The organism is Atribacter sp. (assembly GCF_035418125.1).
Taxonomy (GTDB): Bacteria; Atribacterota; Atribacteria; order Atribacterales; family Atribacteraceae; genus Atribacter; species Atribacter allofermentans.
Window position 1 is genome coordinate 18,850 of the sequence record NZ_DAOLQM010000004.1, and the last position, 18,221, is coordinate 37,070.

Annotated in this window: 18 protein-coding genes; 3 read left to right on the forward strand and 15 right to left on the reverse strand. The window is 37.9% G+C overall.

The window, feature by feature from the left end; all coding sequences use genetic code 11:
* Positions 1 to 209: 209 nt before the first annotated feature.
* Genes PLK24_RS00680 through PLK24_RS00690 form a run of 3 tightly spaced genes read right to left on the reverse strand, consistent with a single transcriptional unit; the run spans position 210 to position 2,967 of the window.
* Positions 210 to 785 carry a fumarate hydratase C-terminal domain-containing protein gene (locus PLK24_RS00680; protein ID WP_324475755.1) on the reverse strand — a complete coding sequence of 192 codons (576 nt, stop codon included), beginning with the start codon at positions 783 to 785 and terminating at the stop codon, positions 210 to 212.
* A 5-nt stretch (positions 786 to 790) separates the two neighbouring features.
* A complete protein-coding gene (locus tag PLK24_RS00685) occupies positions 791 to 1,636 on the reverse strand; it encodes a fumarate hydratase (protein ID WP_324475757.1) in 846 nt (281 codons plus the stop codon).
* Positions 1,633 to 2,967, reverse strand: coding sequence for an NAD(P)-dependent malic enzyme (locus PLK24_RS00690; protein WP_324475758.1), 1,335 nt, complete (start codon positions 2,965 to 2,967; stop codon positions 1,633 to 1,635). Before PLK24_RS00690 ends, PLK24_RS00685 begins: the two co-directional genes overlap by 4 nt.
* A 413-nt stretch (positions 2,968 to 3,380) precedes the next feature.
* Between PLK24_RS00690 and PLK24_RS00695 the strand changes: the two genes are divergently transcribed.
* Together PLK24_RS00695 and PLK24_RS00700 are read left to right on the forward strand one after the other, a co-directional pair.
* The gene (locus tag PLK24_RS00695) at positions 3,381 to 3,818 is read left to right on the forward strand and encodes a C-GCAxxG-C-C family protein (RefSeq protein WP_324475760.1); all 438 of its coding nucleotides are present in this window, start codon (positions 3,381 to 3,383) and stop codon (positions 3,816 to 3,818) included.
* Positions 3,819 to 3,918: 100 nt separating this feature from the next.
* Complete coding sequence (locus PLK24_RS00700; RefSeq protein WP_324475761.1) at positions 3,919 to 5,037, forward strand: TIGR04013 family B12-binding domain/radical SAM domain-containing protein; 1,119 nt, start codon at positions 3,919 to 3,921, stop codon at positions 5,035 to 5,037.
* A 54-nt stretch (positions 5,038 to 5,091) separates the two neighbouring features.
* Here PLK24_RS00700 and PLK24_RS00705 read toward each other — a convergent pair whose 3' ends face one another.
* The 8 genes from PLK24_RS00705 to PLK24_RS00740 form a co-directional block, all read right to left on the reverse strand.
* Positions 5,092 to 5,322 (reverse strand): DUF951 domain-containing protein, encoded by a 231-nt coding sequence (locus tag PLK24_RS00705; RefSeq protein WP_324475762.1) that lies wholly within the window; start codon positions 5,320 to 5,322, stop codon positions 5,092 to 5,094.
* 8 nt (positions 5,323 to 5,330) lie between these two features.
* Complete coding sequence (locus PLK24_RS00710; protein ID WP_324475764.1) at positions 5,331 to 5,846, reverse strand: nitroreductase family protein; 516 nt, start codon at positions 5,844 to 5,846, stop codon at positions 5,331 to 5,333.
* A 39-nt stretch (positions 5,847 to 5,885) separates the two neighbouring features.
* Positions 5,886 to 8,840 (reverse strand): LysM peptidoglycan-binding domain-containing protein, encoded by a 2,955-nt coding sequence (locus PLK24_RS00715; RefSeq protein ID WP_324475765.1) that lies wholly within the window; start codon positions 8,838 to 8,840, stop codon positions 5,886 to 5,888.
* A 59-nt stretch (positions 8,841 to 8,899) separates the two neighbouring features.
* Positions 8,900 to 9,109, reverse strand: coding sequence for a hypothetical protein (locus PLK24_RS00720; protein WP_324475766.1), 210 nt, complete (start codon positions 9,107 to 9,109; stop codon positions 8,900 to 8,902).
* A 35-nt stretch (positions 9,110 to 9,144) separates the two neighbouring features.
* Positions 9,145 to 10,086, reverse strand: a complete 942-nt coding sequence (locus PLK24_RS00725) for a hypothetical protein (protein ID WP_324475767.1) — start codon at positions 10,084 to 10,086, stop codon at positions 9,145 to 9,147.
* Positions 10,087 to 10,105: 19 nt separating this feature from the next.
* Entirely contained in the window at positions 10,106 to 10,627 is a 522-nt protein-coding gene (locus PLK24_RS00730; RefSeq protein ID WP_324475768.1) for a ferredoxin domain-containing protein, read from the reverse strand.
* Positions 10,628 to 10,726: 99 nt separating this feature from the next.
* Positions 10,727 to 11,875, reverse strand: a complete 1,149-nt coding sequence (locus tag PLK24_RS00735) for an iron-containing alcohol dehydrogenase family protein (protein ID WP_324475769.1) — start codon at positions 11,873 to 11,875, stop codon at positions 10,727 to 10,729.
* 454 nt (positions 11,876 to 12,329) lie between these two features.
* Complete coding sequence (locus PLK24_RS00740; RefSeq protein WP_324475770.1) at positions 12,330 to 12,560, reverse strand: Lrp/AsnC ligand binding domain-containing protein; 231 nt, start codon at positions 12,558 to 12,560, stop codon at positions 12,330 to 12,332.
* A 326-nt stretch (positions 12,561 to 12,886) separates the two neighbouring features.
* Here PLK24_RS00740 and PLK24_RS00745 point away from each other — a divergent pair, with 326 nt between their 5' ends.
* A complete protein-coding gene (locus PLK24_RS00745; protein ID WP_324475772.1) occupies positions 12,887 to 13,837 on the forward strand; it encodes an aldo/keto reductase in 951 nt (316 codons plus the stop codon).
* 219 nt (positions 13,838 to 14,056) lie between these two features.
* On the opposite strand, the gene PLK24_RS00750 is transcribed toward PLK24_RS00745, so the two are convergent.
* The 4 genes from PLK24_RS00750 to PLK24_RS00765 all read right to left on the reverse strand — a co-directional run.
* Positions 14,057 to 15,205 (reverse strand): type III PLP-dependent enzyme, encoded by a 1,149-nt coding sequence (locus PLK24_RS00750; RefSeq protein ID WP_324475773.1) that lies wholly within the window; start codon positions 15,203 to 15,205, stop codon positions 14,057 to 14,059.
* Positions 15,206 to 15,451: 246 nt separating this feature from the next.
* Positions 15,452 to 16,540 (reverse strand): BMP family ABC transporter substrate-binding protein, encoded by a 1,089-nt coding sequence (locus PLK24_RS00755; RefSeq protein WP_324475774.1) that lies wholly within the window; start codon positions 16,538 to 16,540, stop codon positions 15,452 to 15,454.
* Positions 16,541 to 16,610: 70 nt separating this feature from the next.
* Complete coding sequence (locus PLK24_RS00760) at positions 16,611 to 17,540, reverse strand: ABC transporter permease (RefSeq protein WP_324475776.1); 930 nt, start codon at positions 17,538 to 17,540, stop codon at positions 16,611 to 16,613.
* Positions 17,541 to 18,221: ABC transporter permease (locus PLK24_RS00765; protein WP_324475777.1), on the reverse strand; the 681-nt coding region annotated here is incomplete at its 5' end.

The following is an 18,221-nucleotide window of genomic DNA, read 5'->3' on the forward strand; positions in this document are numbered from 1 at the left end:
TTATCCCCTCATTCTTACCTTATTCCACAATCGAATACTGGAAATCCCGGTTGTTCTAAAAAATGGATTCTTTTTTTTATAAATATTAAAAATTCTTCTTCCAGCAAACTCTGGATAGGTATTATATTGGACTGATGTATATCCGTCAAATAATCCACCGTTCAAAAAAAGCCCGGTAATAGAGTCTCCAAAAAAGATATTACCAATCCTTATTCTATAAGGTTGATTCTACGATGATGAATTTTTCCTGATTCAAAAAGATCCCCACCATAACAATCATAGGCAACTAATAATGGGAAATCCCGAACCCAAAGTCGAATTAAAGCTTGAGCTCCTAAATCTTCATATCCTAACAAATCGGAACGAACAACAAAACTGGATAAATAGGCCGCTGCTCCACCACAAGTAATAAAATACACTGAACTATATTTTTCAAAAAGTTTTTTTATCTCTGGGCTTCGTTCACCCTTACCGATAGTCGCCCTTAAACCCATTTGAAGAAAATATTCCAAAAATTGGTCCATGCGGCTTGATGTCGTTGGCCCAACCGAACCAATAATTTTGCCTGGTGGTGCTGGACTCGGACCAGCATAGTAAAAAGTTGAATTCATTAAAGGAAAAGGGACCTCTAATTCCGATTTGATATCAGCAATCATTCTACGATGTGTCGCATCACGAGCGCAATACACTTCTCCATTCAATAACACCTTATCACCACTATGTAAGATTAAAACATCATCAATAGTCAAAGGAGTTTTTAAAATATATTCATTAATAGGTTTCATTCTGATCACCAAGATAACTTCTTTTGACGAAAAACATGACAGGAACAAACCATACCAACCGGAAGGCTGGCTATATGGGTTGGGTAACTCTCAATACGAACCTCTAAACAAGTCACCTTGCCTCCTACCCCTTGAGGACCTATCCCCAGTTGGTTAATTTCATTTTTCCACTGTTCTTCCCATTGACGGTACTCTTTACAATGATTAGGGGTCCCTAAGGGACGCCCGAGGGCACGGGAAGCAAGATACAAAGCATAAGCAGCGTTTCCTCCGATTCCAACACCAACAATTAGTGGTGGACAGGCTCGGCTGGCGTTTTTATCCAGCTCCTGCAAGATAAATTTTTTTATTTCATCAGGGGCGATTCCTGGGGTCATCATTTTTAAGGCACTAATATTATCGCACCCACCACCCTTAACTAGAAGATTGACCTGAAGCTCGTCACCATGAGTTTGTTGAATAAATACAATCCCAGGAGTATTATCCCCAGTGTTCTTTCCGATTAAGGGGTCCGTTAAAACTGACTTTCGGAAATAGCTTTTTTGATAGGCTCGACGTATAGCTTCATCCAAAGCCTCTTGGAAGGTTCCCCCCGTCAAGGCAACTTCAATACCCATTGAAACTTCTGCCATAACCATGCCGGTATCCTGGCAAAGAGGGAGGCACTCTTCTTGAGCAATCACGTAGTTTTCCAATATCTCGGAAAGCATTTCACGAGCGGCATCGCTTTTTTCCTTAGTTAGGGCTTCTATCATACAATTTTGTAATTTTTCTGAACATTTTGTATTCATCTCAACTAAAGAGCTTTCCAATCGTGAAATCAGATCCTCGAGCGAAATAAATTTCATCATTGCTTCTCCAGAGGAAGAGGAATATATCCAAATTTTACCAAATCTTTCACCATACCCTGGGCTCGTAGGATAACTCCTTCAACTTCTTTTCGCAGTTCTTCTAAATCTCTTTTTTTCCGAGCAAGATTTTGTTCAATAGCAACCTGAGCAACCGCTAAAGCCTCTTCAATGAATAATTGCCATTCTTCCATACTGGGAATTATGTAATCGGTATGAAGCCCTCTTTTCTGCGCAAATCGATAAATAGCTCGGGAAGCTGCTATACACATATCATCATTAATACAGGCTGATTGAACCGAAAGAATACCCCGAAATAATCCTGGGAATCCCAACGAATTATTCACCTGATTTGGGAAATCCGATCGTCCAGTCGCAACAATTTTAGCACCGGCTTCTTTCGCCTCCCAGGGCCATATTTCCGGATTGGGATTGGCACAAGCAAATACAATAGCATCTTTATTCATAGTTTGAATCCACTCAGGTTTAATTACACCCGGACCCGGTGTCGACAAGGCTATGAGCAAGTCTCGATTGGCAATTGCTTCAGCTTTTCCACCTTTTAAATTATCGCCGTTGGTTATTTGGCACAATTCCCATTTCCAGGGATGATTTTCTTCTAAGTCCTTTCTTTCTCGATGAAGTGTTCCGCTTCGATCGCAGAGGACGATGTTTTCAGCAAGAACTCCAGCTTTTATAAGCAAATGAGCTATCCGAATATTCGATGCACCCGCTCCTATCAATGCAACTCGAATTTTATCTAAGGATTTTTGTACGACTTCAACTGCTCCCAATACCCCCGCTACCGTTACTAAGGCTGTTCCCTGTTGGTCATCATGCCAAACCGGTATATTCAAACTTTTTTGTAAAGTCTCTAAAACGGTAAAACATTCCGGTTGTGAAATATCCTCAAGATTAATCCCTCCAAAACTCGGTTCAAGGGATTGGACAATTTGGATTAGTTCTGCGGTGTTTTGGGTTTTCAAACACAGAGGCCAAGAATCTACTCCACCCAAATAACGAAATAAAAGCGCTTTCCCTTCCATAACCGGCATTGCAGCTTCTGGTCCAATATTCCCCAAACCCAAAACTCTTGTTCCGTTTGAAACCACCGCCACCGTGTTCCATCGATTGGTAAACTCATAAGAAAGCATAGAATCACGAACTATTGCCTTACAAACTTCGGCAACTCCTGGAGTATACCATATAGCAAAATCTTGGTATGACCTTACCGGGCATTTTAAATTCATTTCTATCTTTCCTTGGTAAAACTCATGAAGCTTCATCGCTTCTATTAACGGTTGATTCAATTCCTTCTCGGTTTTCTTTTGCATTATAAATCTCCTTAGGTAAAAAACTATTCTTTAAAGACGGTAATGAATAAAAAAACATCCTGAGCGGTGCTTTCCCGCATGAGGATCTCATCTGACGCTACAGGCGTCATCCTGAGGCTTCGTTTTTCGAAGCCGTGAGGATCTATCTGGTGACATTATAAGCATTAAACACCACTGATTTTTTAACGGTTTTCCCAAATTTTTAAACAACTCATTTGTAAATTTCATTGTCATAATAATAGGCAGTGGTCAACACATTCGCAAGAGTTCTTCATCGATAAATTCTATCATCAATTTATATTTTTTATATTCTGTTATGAGTTTACCATTAATTGAAGTAGGTTTTCATCCTCAGTGAAATCTGATAGTATTAAAAGAACTTTAAAAAAATTGGTATTAGGAGGCGGTATGGTATGCCAGAAGCAACTGAATATCATCAGCAAGGATTTAATTGCTGTGAGTCAACATTAATGGGGTTGTGTGACCATTTAGGAAAAACTTGTCATTTCTTCCCTCGGTTGGCAACCGGTTTTGGGGGTGGCTTAGGCCACACCGGTGACGTTTGTGGAGCCATTACTGGTTCAATAATGGCTTTGGGCTTAGAATTTGGACGCGACCAGGCTCAGGATAAAAAAACCCGGGACGATCTCTATTTATTAGTAGAACATTTTATTAACGATGTAAAAAAAGAATTAGGAACCATAGATTGTATTGATTTAATTGGAGTTCCTATGAATACTGTAGAAGGATTAAGTGAGTACCGAAAAAATAATATGCACTTAAAATGCCGAGAATTCATTAAAACAATATCCCAAATAGCCAAAGAATATCTCGACCAAATTCGTCATTAACCAGACCCTATATGGAAAAATATCCAGTATTCGTCTATTACCCCGCTGGAAATAAAAATAGCTTGAACGTACTAATAGGAGCGCTACAAAACCATCCCTTATGGAACCAGCTTCAGTTTTTTTTTGTTCAAAAGAGACTGACCTGTTGTCTGCTATCGCTCATCACCGATCTGGTTTAATACTTATATCAGTTATGACCCCCGATTGTGAACAGGTTCGGTCTCTTCTAATGAAGTGTAAATCAATTAATCCACAAGTTATAATTTGTCTTGGTGGTCCTCACATCTCGGCAACTCCAGAAACCTTTCAAGGTCTTGCTAATTGGTTGGTGAGGGGAGAAGCTGAAGACCTCATCCAAGAGATCATTTCATACGCTAAAAATGATTTACCCGCTTTAGACTCGGTGATTCTAAAATCAAATCATCGGGTTCGTCTTGACCTCTATTCACCTTCCCCTATCAAACTGGGAAAATATGGCTTCATCGAGATTACCCGTGGATGCCCCTATGGATGTTATTTCTGTCAGACAAGTTCGCTATTTGGAACCGATGTTCGACATCGCAGTCTTGAAGCTATATTTGAGTATTGCCGAGAAATGAAGAAAAAAAACTTGACAGATATCCGTTTTATCACACCGAATGCTTTAGCCTATGATTCAATTGATGGACGATCTTTAAATTTGAATTCTATTTTTTCACTCTTAGAAGGGATTAAAAAAATCATTGGCAAATCGGGTCGAATTTTTTTTGGATCCTTTCCATCTGAAATCCGTCCTGAGTTTATTACTCTTGAATCAATTTCAATCTTAAAAAAATTTTCTGATAGTAAAACTTTGGTTTTTGGCGGACAAACTGGAAGTAATCGATTATTAAAAACCCTTCATCGAGGTCATTCCCGAGAACAGGTTTTTTCGGCAATAGACCTGGCCATTCAAAATGGCTTCCAGGTTGCCGTAGATTTTATTTTTGGCCTCCCGGGAGAAAATGAAGATGATGAAAAAGAGACCGCTCAATTCATGAAGAAGCTTATAATGCGAGGAGCAAAAATCCATGCTCATTCTTTTCTTCCTCTTCCTGGAACTCATTTCCATGATGCGCAACCTGCAATCATATCGCCATTCTTACGACATTTTTTGGGGAAGATAGCCCGAGATGGTTTTCTCTTCGGACAGTGGCAAACCCAGGAAATACTTGCTCATACTATCAAAAAAGATTGCTAACCAGAAAATCGTCCTCCTCCCGATAGCGGAACTTTTTTGTTCAGGAGGAGGACATTATTCAACTTCAATAACAGCATCTATTGGCTTTAAAGTGTGACCTTCCCGGTTTATTTCCCGAATAGTTTTTTCCAGTTTCTGTCTGGGAATCATAACAAAATGACCACATTTAATACATTTCATTCCAATATCAGTGCCAATGCGTATCACTTTCCATTGCCGACAACCGCAAGGATGACTCTTTTTGAGAGTTAAAATATCCTCAACTTCAATTTTGATGATTCCCATTCTTCTCCTTATTCAGAAAAACTTTCCTGACAAATAATCCTTTCTACAGGCCTTCTTGAAGTCGGCGGAACAGTCTTTACTGGATAACCGAGTGGCGTAATCGCTGCAACTCTGACTGAAGGTGGAATGTTACATATTTCCCGAATCTTATCTTCATCAAAATCTCCTATCCAACAGGTACCCAGTCCTTTATTCCAAGCCGATAATATTAAATGGGTCACGGCAATTGCTAAATCTACTGGCCAACTTTCCATATATTTTCCAATATACCCACCCCTACCTACTGCGCAGGCAACTACAATGATAGGAGCTTCTCCAATAAATTCTTGACCAGAACAAGCTTGAGCTATTAAACGTTTCTTTTTATCATTTCGAATTAAAATAAATTTCCATGGCTGGAGATTGTTAGCCGAAGGTGCCAATTGTACGGCTTCAAAAACCTCGTTTAAATCTGGTTGAGGTATTTCATCAGAACGATATTTTCGGATACTTCTTCGATTCCTTATGATTTCCATAAGGTCCATAAAATCAAGCCTCCCTTATAGCTATTACACTTGTTTTGATTACTTCAACATGCTGATGCGGGGTATTTTTATTTCTGTATAGGGCTTTAAATTATAAGGGCTATCAATGATATCAGAATTCGCTTCAAGGATTTTCTCCCATTTGGTTCCATCACGATAGTATCTTCGTGCAATATTCCAAAGGTTATCCCAGGGAAGAATAACATAGGAAGTGTATTTTTTTGACTCATCTAATTGTGCAGAAAGTTCTTGGATTTTTTTCTGGAGAAATTCAATTTGACTTAACTTATTTTCAACATCACTGGTTAAACTTTGTACTTCTTTTTCTACTCGCTCTTTTTCTTCCTCCAGTTTTTTAATATTTTCTGCTGACTGTTTTTCTTCCTTTAAGATAACCAATTCTTTATCTATTCGACTCAACTCTTCCTGCTTTGTCTTCAAATCCTCTTCAAGGTCAAACCTTTCATGACTTAATCTTTCAATTTCAACCCGCAAATCATCCTTTTCCTGATTCATGCTTTGCAGTGATTGTTGGGTTTCTTCTATATATTTTTGCCCATCCAGAGTATCAAATAACAAATCAACCCTATCTTCGATGGTTTGTTTTTCCTGTTTTAAATCATTAATAGCTTCCTTAATGGTTTCTACTTCTGGGATACTTATTCCATACTCCTGAACTATAGAATCAATTTTTTCTTCTACTGCTGATATTTTTCCTTCAATAGCATCGACCCGGGCAAATATTTCTTTTTTATTTACTTCTTGGTTAAACTGCTCAAGAGTTCCAACCCGGTTTAAAACTTGATTCATTGAATTATTGAAAGTATCCAGAGAGGTTTTTAATTTTTCATCATCAATTTTCTTGGATATATCATTCTGGATCTTCTGATATTCATCTTTCACTTCTGCAACAAACTGCTTTACATCAGCAGTATTTTTTTCCAAAAGAGTATTCATTTCATCCCACTTATTTCCCCAGTCCTTAGTAGCCGACTCCAATGATTGAAGCTGTGCGTCAGTTTTAACCAATCGATCCTCTAATTCATCTTTTAAGTTCTGAAGGGATTGGATCTTTCCCTCAATAATGACCATAGCCTCATCGCCTGACGACTGTTGGCTTCGAATATTTTCTAAGTTTTCTTGTAATAATGCAATATTTTTTTCATTCCCCTCAATTTCAGCAAGAAGCATGGCTTTTTCATTTTGAATTAAATCAATTTTTTGTTTTAACGATTCTTCATTCGCTACTAACTCACTTATTTTTGATTTCATTTCTTCTAATGATTCAATATTTGGGAGAGTGATTCCAATCGCTTCAACTTGATCTTGGAGCTCCAGTAAAGTTTTTTCCTGACCAACAGAAATCTCATTTTTAATTTGGTCAAATTGTTCATTGATTTTTTCTGATAAGCTAACCATTTGACTTTTGGTTGTTTCTAAGGATTGATTAAATCCATTGACTAAAATTTCTAATTGATCAGAACGAGATGTAATAGTCTTTTGGGTCTCCTCCATTTGATTTAGATTGGATTCCAAAACATTCGTTTTGGAATCCAAATTGGTTAACTGAGAATTAATCAATGAACTGAGGTTGGTCAGTTCTTCAACATAAGATTGCTGAGAGGTTTCTATTCCCTGGAGTGAGCTGGAAAAACTTTTAATTTGTTCACGAATCAATTGTACTTCACTTTCCACCGTCGTCTTCATGGCGTCCATTTCACTTCGCAGGTCCTCAACGGTTTTAACAGAATCATCTAATTGCATTTCTAATTGTTTTTTCCAAATTTCAAAATTATTTTGAGAAACAAATTGACTGGTTGTCTCAGTTAAAGTATTTTTGATAGTATCTAAGTTAGCATTGAGGGTTTCATATTTAGGAAGAACTGAAGAAAGTTCAATGAATTGAGTAGATTGATTCTTAAGATTGGTCAGTTCTTCAACATAAGATTGCTGAGAGGTTTCTATTCCCTGGAGTGAGCTGGAAAAACTTTTAATTTGTTCACGAATCAATTGTACTTCACTTTCCACCGTCGTCTTCATGGCGTCCATCTTTTCTTCAATATCTTTCACTAAATTATCAAAATTAACTACCTTAGTTTCTAATTCCTGAACCCGAAGGAACTTATTATCCAGAGACGTAATATTCTGTGCAAGTTGTGCAAACGATTCTTTCATCTGATCTATTTCAGCAATCCGGGTTTGGATAAAGTTCTGCTGGGTATTAAATTCGTCTTGAAGGGCGGTTAAAACCGTCTGGTTCTCATTTCTTAATTTCCCCAGTTCTTCTTTCCAATTATTTTGGAAAGATACAAGTTCTTGTTTTTGTTTTTCGACATTTTCTTGGAAAGAATCCAGTTTATCAATAAAAGCAAGTCTTTCGGATTCATTCTTTTGCCAGCTTGATTTAAATTCTATTTTTAAAGATTCTATCTGATCTTGTAAGTTGTTTTTCTGAGTTTCAATTATTTCTGCGGTGTCAACAAATCTTTGATCAACATTTAAAGAGAGAAGCTGGTCTTTTATGGCTGGAATCTCGGTACTTATGATTTCCAGTTGACTTAATTTTGTAGTTAGTTCAGAGAGTTGGGTGTCTTTATTTCCGCTTAGATGTCGTAATTCAATAAAAGCCTTTTCTAACCCTTCGATCCGGCTGACAGAATCATTTATGGTTTGATCAAGCATATTTATCTGGGTACCAAAACTCTCGAAGTTTTTTAATTTTTGAGTCAGTTGTTCACTTTGTTCACTAATTTTATTTAATCTATCTCCAACATCTGCTATACTTTTTTCATAAGAGGAGAAATCTGGTAAAGCAGAAATTTTCTCGGTGACTTCGGAAAGTGAAGTACTTTGATTTTTTATGCTCTCCTCTAATACCTTTATTTTTTCTGTTGTTCCAGTAAGTAAACCTTTAACTGGGAATAAAAGTGAAAACATCACTAAAGACAGAATAATCGCAATAATAGCCAATACAAGTGATGGCCAACTTTTCAAAAAATCACCCCCAACCAAATCTTATCTGTGATTTCTTACCGTATCACAAGTAGAATAATTTATTTTGGTAATAATAATATACTCTTCACTCTCTCGAAAACTTGATAATCGTCTACCGAAGAAGGATAGAAATATATCCCCAATAAAAGGACCACCAAAAAAAGGAAAAATATGGTTATAACGAGTACCCAATTCCGGTCGCAAACTCTTTTTTGACCGAGGTCAACATTTTGAATCCAAGTTGGTAACGCTTTTTTCCTTTTAAACATGCTCTGTCTTTCCAAAAACATCAATAGCATTTTGGCTAGACATTTTCTTCGTCTGAACCCTCAACTATTTGAGCATAAACTGCTCGGGCAAAATCTTTTTTGGTTGAACGATCTACAAACTTCACCGCCTTAAGTAAATTGTACTCCTCCCCGGAAAGAGCACCATTTCTCAACAAGCGATCTAAATCTGGTATGATAAAATGTGACAAATAAAGAGATGCAACTAAAAACTCCCTTCCTTCTCTCGACCTGAGACGAGCTTCTAATTTTTCAACGACCGATACATCACCAGAACGATACATTTCAATCACATCTTCACCCGACAAACCAGGGATGCCCTTAAAAACTGTATGGATAACAATATCTCCTAGTGGTTCTCCCGATTGAACTTTTTCTTTTACATCCCACAACAAGGGAGAAAAATCAATGGTTTCTTCGTTTAAATTGACTTTTAAGTTTTTGGCGTCTAAACTAAATTCTTGTAATTTCTTCAATCCACGTTCAATAATTGCCTGTCGGGGTTCCTGTGGTTTTTTCTGATCAACAAGGGGTATTTTTGGAATAACCTTCTCAGTTTCCGGCTCAACATACCGTTCCTCGGTTTCAAAATGTTTCATTTCTTGGTTTTCTAAACCCATTTTTGGTTCAGGAGGAACTACAAAATCTTTTTTTAACTTCACTTCTTCTTGGGATAACTCTTTTTCCCGAGGAATTCTTTGCCATTGACGTTTTTCCTCGATTTCTTTTAAATCATTTTCCACAGTCGGAGGAGTTGTCCTTGTCTTAATTGGAAAGTTAATCTTTTTTTCTGTAAAAAGCCGCTTTTTTATCTTTGGTTCCTCTTCAAAATCCTCATTCTCTTCTTTCCAAAGCTTTCTTTCCCGAGCACTTTCTCGCAGAATAAGAATAATACTGATTAATATAGCAACAATTAATATCGCTAAAATCAAACCAATTATATCTTGAATTCTTAACATACCCTGCATAGGCCCACCTCTAACCCTTTCGATCAAAATATATGTTTTTCCCTTGGGCAGAAAGAGGGATTCCCATTACTACATCATCTTGTGTATAACCCATTTTTCTTGCTAAAGCCCCCACTCTATACATAATTCGATTATCAACGTTTAATAGTGAGGCAGTTTTTACCGCTGACCCAAGAGCAATACCCAAATCAAGTAAACGAAACATACACTGAGGCCCTTTAAACTCGTTTTTCTCAATCGGCTGCAACTCTTGACAGGTATCAAGCCCACAAGCTCCACAATTTAAATTCATAACAGCTGCGTCTTTAATCCCTATTAATACTAAAACGTCAGAAGCAATCACATTTTTCCCATCACGAATAAAACCTGGAATGTTTTTTTCTTCGCCGTACCGAATCATCCCTTCTCCAATTTTTTGGACATCATTTCCTTTTATCACGTGAACATGAACAAAATCACTTCCACCTGATTTAGGAGCCGTTCGGGCTGCAATTGCCATTAATTCACCAACTTGCTCTAACACTTCTCTCATTCTATCACCTCTCGGTTGAAACGCCTCTCACTTCCTTCTATCATAACTGAAAAACCTTTCCAGGTCTACCTCATTATCAACGATCCTTTTTAAAAGCAATTACCATGATGACTTGAGTAATTCAACCATATCTGATGGTTGGAAAGGTCTTGGATTTTCAGTGATATTTTTACCGATATTATTAACACTTAAAACCGATATTAATTCATCAATAGAAACATTAAATTCTTTAAATCTTTTCCGTAAATGTATTTGGTCAAGAAAATTTTCAAAAGCCATAGCTAATTCCTCTGTTGGGTCGTTCTTTCCAACTTCTTTTATGCCGACTTGGTTAATAATTTGAGAGTATTTTTTAGAAAATACTTCTCGATTAAAACGTATAACTTGGGGCATCAGAACTGCACAAGTTTCTCCATGGGAGATAGAAAATCTTGGTCCAATAAGATGAGAAAATCCATGAGCAGCCCCGGATGATGAATTCGCAAACGCCATTGCACTCAACATACTTCCTTTGGCCACATACTCACGGTTTAATAGGCTTGCTCCATCTTGAACCGCTTTGGGGAGATATTTCCAAAGGAGTTCAATAGCTTCTAACACCAGTGCATCACTAACCGGATTAGAATGAGGACTCGTATAGGCTTCAATTGCCTGAATTAAAGCATCTACTCCAGTAACAGCTGTGAGATAAGGACTCATTGATAAAGTAAAATTGGGATCAATAATAACTAACCGAGCAATAAAAAAAGGGCTACGAACGCTTTTTTTAATCCCGGTATCAATATTGGTTAAAACCGAATTACTGGTCATTTCCGAACCGGTTCCTGCTGTAGTTGGAAGCGCAATCCAAGGAACACCGGCTTTGATTATGGGTGATCCTTCAAAAAAAGGCCGTATGCTTTCTCCACTCCCTATCAATCCCGCAATAACTTTCCCACAATCAAGAACGCTTCCTCCACCCAGCGAAACAACCATATCACAATTAAAATCAGTTGCCAGTTTTAATCCTCTATCTACCGTGTCCAAAGAAGGTTCGGGTTCAACCTGGCCAAATATTGAAAACATTAGCCCGTTCCGGTCAAGAGATTGGGTAATTTTTTCCAGAGCACCAGTTTCCTTAACCGATTTTCGGCCGACTACAATGACTATTCTTCTCCCCATATTTACTAAAATTTTACCAATATCGTTCCCTTGATTGGTTCCAAAAAATATTTCTCTTGGTAACCGAAAAACAAATGTATCTCCCATTATTACTACCTTTCCTTTTCTTTTTTATTGAATACTATAACCATTAATAAGTTTTATTTTATTCTTATCCTTGCTTATTCTATCAACAAAAAAACCGAATTCCTCTTATTTCTGTCTTGAAAATTTAAGGGCATGATAAATCAAGCCCCTACCAAAGATTATAAAATGTAGGGGCACAATGTATTGTGCCCGATTAATGTAGCGACCTGCCATGGCATGTCGAATCTTGGTTTTCATCCTCAACCGGTGACAACAAGTAACATGAATATCTATCCTGTCAAGCTGATGATGCAGCTTTCATCTTGACGCTTTTCCCTCTCAAATTCTCCTATATTTCCTTTGGGGGAATTTAATAAGGAAACCTTTAAATATTATAATATCCCTAAATATCCTATTCTACGGATTTTCAATATTCTGGTTAATAGGCTTCAACATAATGAAGATTTTTGAAATATTAAATGATTGGACAGGTTAAAGTAGATTTTACTTCACGCATTCTTTGAATTTCTTTAAGAAGTCTTTCCCCAATTTCTTGGTTATCCTCGACTTCAACCAAAAGAATAAGATCAAAAGGACCCATCACTCGGTCTATTCGAATGACCCATGGATATAAAGCTAACTCTTTTTTCACATTCTGTGCTTTCCCCACCTGAACTTGGAGAAGTAGGTACGCCTGAACTACCATATTTTTCTCCTCGATGCTTGACAATCTATCTAAATAAACTTTAAATAGAAGCTTTTTTATAAAATAATAAAATTCGAATCAACAAATGGATTTTTGTCATTAATTTTTAATAACCAATTTCCCTTTATTTATTCATTAAAGATATCAACTTTTGAATTTTTTTATTATAGCATGTAACTCAATTTTTGAGATATTAATTTTAATGAGATTAAGATGGTCAATGAATATTTAAATTAACTGATTAAAAGTGCTACAATAACTCTTGTTTTAGATTTAGCCAGCAGAAAAACATAAAAGCTGAATACCCGGGAAAGGATGATGAAGACATGAAAATAAATAGGATGGGAAAGCTGGATCTACTGGTTACTGAATTTTGTATTGGTGCTCTTCCCATGGGACCTCTCCAAGCAAATATTCCAATAGATCACGGAGCTCACTTAATTCGTAAAGCCTGGGATAATGGAGTTAACTTTTTTGATACTGCCGAAATTTATCAAACCTACCCATACCTTCAAAAAGCTCTGGCTGATCGTCCAGAGGCCATCATAGCTACCAAGTCTACCGTATCGACCTATGAAGAAATGGAAAAAAGCATCAATAAAGCTCAACAGGAGTTAGGCCGATCTATGATCAATATATTTCATTTACATGCAGCGCGGTCAACACCTGCTGTTTTCGAAGAAAGAAAAGGTGCGCTGGAGTGCCTAAAAGATTATAAAAAGAAGGGAATTATTCAAGCAATTGGAATATCAACCCATGCCGTTGACGTTGTTGAAAAAGCAGCCGAAGAACCGAATATTGATGTTATCTTTCCGATCATCAATATCGATGGAATGGGTATCATCCGGGGAAATACTACAACAATGATTAAAACTATTCAAAAAGCTTCCATGAGGGGAAAAGGAATTTATGCAATGAAAGTCCTTGCCGGTGGCCATTGTATCGATCGGATATTTGATGCCATCGAATTCGTACGCAACATCCGAGAAATTAGCTCAATTGCCATAGGTGTTGTCAGGGAAGTTGAATTAGATTTTCATCTCCTTCACTTTAATCAACAACCAATTCCTAAAGAATTATTAAATCAGTGCTTAGATCGAAAGCAGAAAAAACCGGTTATACTTAATAATTGTCGAAAATGCCGATTATGCTCGGAAACCTGTCCCTCCGGGGCAATTACCATGGGATCTGATCGACCTTCAATCAACATGGAAAAATGTTTAGCTTGTGGATATTGTTTACCTGTTTGTCCTGAATTCAATATCCGTTTTGCCTAATTATTTCTTTATTTATTACTCTCGGTGGCTTATTAATCCTGAATAGCTAACCGTGCATTTAGGATAGACTTTCATGCTGCCTAGTAGCACCAGATGAGGATGGATACCCAAGATTCGACCTGCCATGGCTGGTCGATCCAATAATCGGGCGCAATAAATTACGCCCTTACAAATTTATATTTTTTGTAGGAGCTTGATTTATCAAGTCCGTGGGTTTTTTCAGGCTAAAACGACTTTAGGCTTTTCAAAACCATTAAATGTTGTCGCTGAGGCCCATGAATAGGCACCAATGTTGGGAACGATCACCAAATCATCCAGCTGCATCTCGGGCATCATGACTCCATCGGCAATAACATCGACAGAATCGCAAGTTGGTCCTGCTAAGATACAGGGATATTTTTTCTCATCATCTTTCAACGTATAAAATTCAAAAACCGATTTATCAAAAGGAATAGCTGTAAATGTCCCATAATATCCATCGTCTAAATAATACCAATTTTTACCCGAGCGTTTAGCTCTTCCAATTACTTTTGAAATCAATAATCCAGCGCTTCCCACTAAACTCCTTCCTGGTTCAGCAACAAAAGTACATTCTCTGCCAAAATATTCCAACAATAAGGGAGTGAGTATTTTACCCATGGATTCAACACTCACCTCATTATTTTGAGTCTGGTAAACCTGTAGTGGGAAACCACCTCCGATATCAATAGTAGTAAGGTGTATCCCCTTGGCTGCTGCTTGTTCGAAAATTTTTACCACCAATTTAAGAGAAGCAATATAATTTTCCACATTCGTGCAGGGTGAACCGACATGAAAGCTGATACCAATTGGATTTAACCCAGCATCTTGCGCATTGAGCAACAAATCCAAGGCTTCATCGGGTTCAGCGCCAAACTTATAGGAAAGATTGATCCGGCTGCCAACTGACGGCGTCTTAACCCTTAAGATAACCGATGCCTCTTGAAAAACCCGGGCTATTTTACCCACTTCATCAAAATTGTCGTAAGTTAAGCGGTTAACACCGTTTTCTTTGGCAAAACGAATACCTTTTTTTCTTTTAATCGTATTTGCTAATATCATGCGCTGTGGAGGAATACCGTGGCTTAAAACCAGTTGAATTTCTTGAAGGGATGCTACGTCAAATGACGAGCCGATCTCACCTAAAACTTGGATAATATAAGGATGAGGATTGGCTTTTAAGGCATAATAAACCTCAACCCCTGGGAAAAAAGACCGAAAAGCCTGATAATTATCTATTAACTTCTCTCGAATTATGATAAAAAGTGGAGTATCATGCTGTTCAATTAAACAATCAATTTGATCATAGCTTAAACCGAACATACTGGTTGAAAGGTTATTTTTCTCCAAAAATAATCAACTCCCGCTTTTAAAATATGGAAATCATAAATATCAAAATTGGAGCAAAAAAGAACGATCATCCTTAGGAGGAAAAAATTTGAATCAATGCTTAAGAAGTCCTTATTCTGACAATTGTGAAGTATAACCTTTCATTATCGGATTTTCAATAGTTTAAAGCCATCGAGCCAACAAAATTTTTTGGTTTAAGATGCTGGCCCGATGGTTGATTAAAGTATCCTTTAATTTTCAGCGTTATTACTGGCTTACCGGAATTTCTCCTTCTACTCCTTCGACAAACCACGAGAAGGATAAGATATCTTGATCGGACATTTTCTGTCCTTCAGCTACTTTCTCATTTCCATTTTGGTCTTTTATTGGACCCCAAAAAACATCCCAGGTTCCATTGATTATTTTTTCCTGTTCTTCTTGAACCAAGGCTCTCACTTCACCTGGTACATCTTGGCTAAAGGACGTGAGTTTTACTATACCAGTTTCCATCCCCCACCAACTATTCTCGGGTTTCCAGGTTCCTTCTACAACCTTTTTTACAATATCAATATAGGTTGTTGACCAGTCCCAAACTGAGGAGGTAAGACATTTCGTCGGAGCATAGCTGGACATATCATTATTATAACCAATAACATATACCCCTGATTCTTCAGCAGTCTGAGGAGTTGATCCAGAATCGGCATGCATACCAATCACGTCAGCTCCCGCATCTATAAGTGCTTTCGTAGCTTCTTTTTCTTTTCCTGGATCAAACCAAGAATAAAGCCAAACAACCTTAACCTTCGCATCGGGATTCGCTTTACGAGCTCCTAAGGTAAAAGCATTAATCATACGGATTACTTCAGGAATCGGATGAGCTGCCGGAAAACCGATAATATTGCTTTTTGTCATACTTCCCGCCACCAACCCCGATAGATATCTCGCTTGATACATTCTTCCAAAATAGAGACCGACATTGTCGGCCATTTTATATCCCGAACAATGCATGAATATAACATCCGGATATTTTTTGGCCACTTCAATGACTTGGTCCATATACCCAAATGAAGTAGCAAAAACCAACTTCGCTCCATTTCGAACAAATTGCTCCATAACTCGCGCACAATCGGGCCCCTCAGGAACCGATTCAGCATACATCGTCGTTACCCCAGGGAAAGCTTTTTCAATAGCTTGACGTCCTTGATCGTGCATATAGCTCCATCCACCATCACCAACCGGACCCACAAAGACAAAGCCAATCTTGAGGTCATCCGCAGGAATCGGATCAAAAGCCAGAGCAGCCGATCCCAAGGTGAAAAAAACCACCAAAACCAATAACCATGCCCATTTGTTCATTTCCTTATGACACTCCCTTTCCTTATTTATTAAATTAATGGTAAAGAAATTATACTTGATATTCGTTCGCTTAATCACTTTCTTCACGAAAATAGGGTTGACCCAAAGAAGCTGGAGCTCCAAATAGGATCCCCTTGCCTTTCCCAATTGAAATAAAAATTAGAACACTAACCGTAAGAAGATAGGGAAGCATCAGAAGTAAGGGCGTTGGAATACTCGTACCTGTTGCTTGAAGCCTTAATTGAAAAGCTTCTACCCCTCCAAAAAGATAAGCTCCTAAAGCAGCACGGGTTGGATTCCAAATGGCAAATATTACCAGCGCTACTGCAATCCAACCTCTTCCCGCAGTCATTGATTCGGTCCACATTTTATTATAAGCTACCGAAAGATAAGCTCCACCCAAAGCAACGATACCGCCGCCAATTAACACTGCTAAATAACGAATCCGATTGACATTTAATCCCAACGCATCAGCAGCTCTGGGACTATCACCTACTGCTCGTAAATTTAAACCTATCCGAGTCGAGATTAAAAACCAGGAAAGGAAAACTACCAGGAAAAAGGAAAAATACACCATCAGGTCATGATTAAAAAAAACCGGACCAATAAAAGGAATGCGGTTTAAGACTGGAAAAGGGGTTTTTAATAAACCTGGAATTGTCTTACCAATGAATGCTTTTCCTATGAGGGAACTGACTCCGGTCCCAAAAATTGTCATTGCCAAGCCACTCACTACTTGATTGCCTTTTAAGGTAATAGAAATAAAACCATGGATGAGGGTTATAAAAGCTCCTAAAATAAAGGCTGCTATTATTCCCAGCCAAGGATTACCACTGGCTAAACTTACCGAAAAACCAGTGAGTGCCCCAATCAGCATTATTCCTTCTAATCCTAAGTTTAAAATCCCCGATTTTTCAATGATAATTTCTCCCAAAGTTGCAAATAAAATAGGAGTGCCACTTCGAACTGCTGCAGCCAGAATGGAAATAACCATCTCCATTTAGTGTTCATCTCCTCTGATAAACCGGATTCGATAATTTCTAAAAAATTCTCCCCCTAAAACAAAAAATAGTATCAATCCCTGTAACACCAAGGTGCTAGCAATGGGTAATCGCATTACAATTTGCAGGCTTTCACCTCCTACCTGGAGGGCACCAATAAGAAAAGAAACCAACATAACCGAAATGGGATTCAAGCGAGCTAACCAAGCGACTATAATCGCAGTAAATCCGAATTCTGCAGTAAATCCATGTTGTAAGCGTCCCTGTAAACCTGAAACCTCCCCCATACCGGCAATACCAGCTATAGCTCCAGATATAAACATGATCAAGACAATATATCTTAAATAATAAATACCGGCATATTGAGCGGCTTTTGGATTTTCACCAATAACTCGTATTTCATAACCCCAACGAGTATAACGGAAAATAAACCAAAATAAAATTGCAAAAATGATTGCAATAAATAACCCGTAATGGATTCTGGTTCCGGCAAATTGTGGAAGCCGAGCTGCTTCTGGGAAAGGAGCAGTCATGGGAAAACCTAAGCTATCCGGATCTTTCCACGGTCCATAAATAAAATAATCAGCCAGGTGGATGGCGATATAGTTTAACATTAAGGTAGTTATGGTTTCGTTTACATTCCAACGGGCTTTTAAATATCCTGCTATAGCAGCCCAACC

Bases quoted from the DNA above. Each gene is read 5' to 3' on its own strand.
- PLK24_RS00680 (WP_324475755.1), bottom strand. From the start codon at position 785: ATGAAACCTATTAATGAATATATTTTAAAAACTCCTTTGACTATTGAT.
- PLK24_RS00720 (WP_324475766.1), bottom strand. From the start codon at position 9,109: ATGTTTAAAAGGAAAAAAGCGTTACCAACTTGGATTCAAAATGTTGAC.
- PLK24_RS00745 (WP_324475772.1), top strand. From the start codon at position 12,887: ATGAAAATAAATAGGATGGGAAAGCTGGATCTACTGGTTACTGAATTT.
- PLK24_RS00700 (WP_324475761.1), top strand. From the start codon at position 3,919: ATGGAACCAGCTTCAGTTTTTTTTTGTTCAAAAGAGACTGACCTGTTG.
- PLK24_RS00710 (WP_324475764.1), bottom strand. From the start codon at position 5,846: ATGGACCTTATGGAAATCATAAGGAATCGAAGAAGTATCCGAAAATAT.
- PLK24_RS00755 (WP_324475774.1), bottom strand. From the start codon at position 16,540: ATGAACAAATGGGCATGGTTATTGGTTTTGGTGGTTTTTTTCACCTTG.
- PLK24_RS00685 (WP_324475757.1), bottom strand. From the start codon at position 1,636: ATGATGAAATTTATTTCGCTCGAGGATCTGATTTCACGATTGGAAAGC.
- PLK24_RS00735 (WP_324475769.1), bottom strand. From the start codon at position 11,875: ATGGGAGATACATTTGTTTTTCGGTTACCAAGAGAAATATTTTTTGGA.
- PLK24_RS00725 (WP_324475767.1), bottom strand. From the start codon at position 10,086: ATGTTAAGAATTCAAGATATAATTGGTTTGATTTTAGCGATATTAATT.
- PLK24_RS00695 (WP_324475760.1), top strand. From the start codon at position 3,381: ATGCCAGAAGCAACTGAATATCATCAGCAAGGATTTAATTGCTGTGAG.
- PLK24_RS00730 (WP_324475768.1), bottom strand. From the start codon at position 10,627: ATGAGAGAAGTGTTAGAGCAAGTTGGTGAATTAATGGCAATTGCAGCC.
- PLK24_RS00705 (WP_324475762.1), bottom strand. From the start codon at position 5,322: ATGGGAATCATCAAAATTGAAGTTGAGGATATTTTAACTCTCAAAAAG.
- PLK24_RS00690 (WP_324475758.1), bottom strand. From the start codon at position 2,967: ATGCAAAAGAAAACCGAGAAGGAATTGAATCAACCGTTAATAGAAGCG.
- PLK24_RS00760 (WP_324475776.1), bottom strand. From the start codon at position 17,540: ATGGAGATGGTTATTTCCATTCTGGCTGCAGCAGTTCGAAGTGGCACT.
- PLK24_RS00740 (WP_324475770.1), bottom strand. From the start codon at position 12,560: ATGGTAGTTCAGGCGTACCTACTTCTCCAAGTTCAGGTGGGGAAAGCA.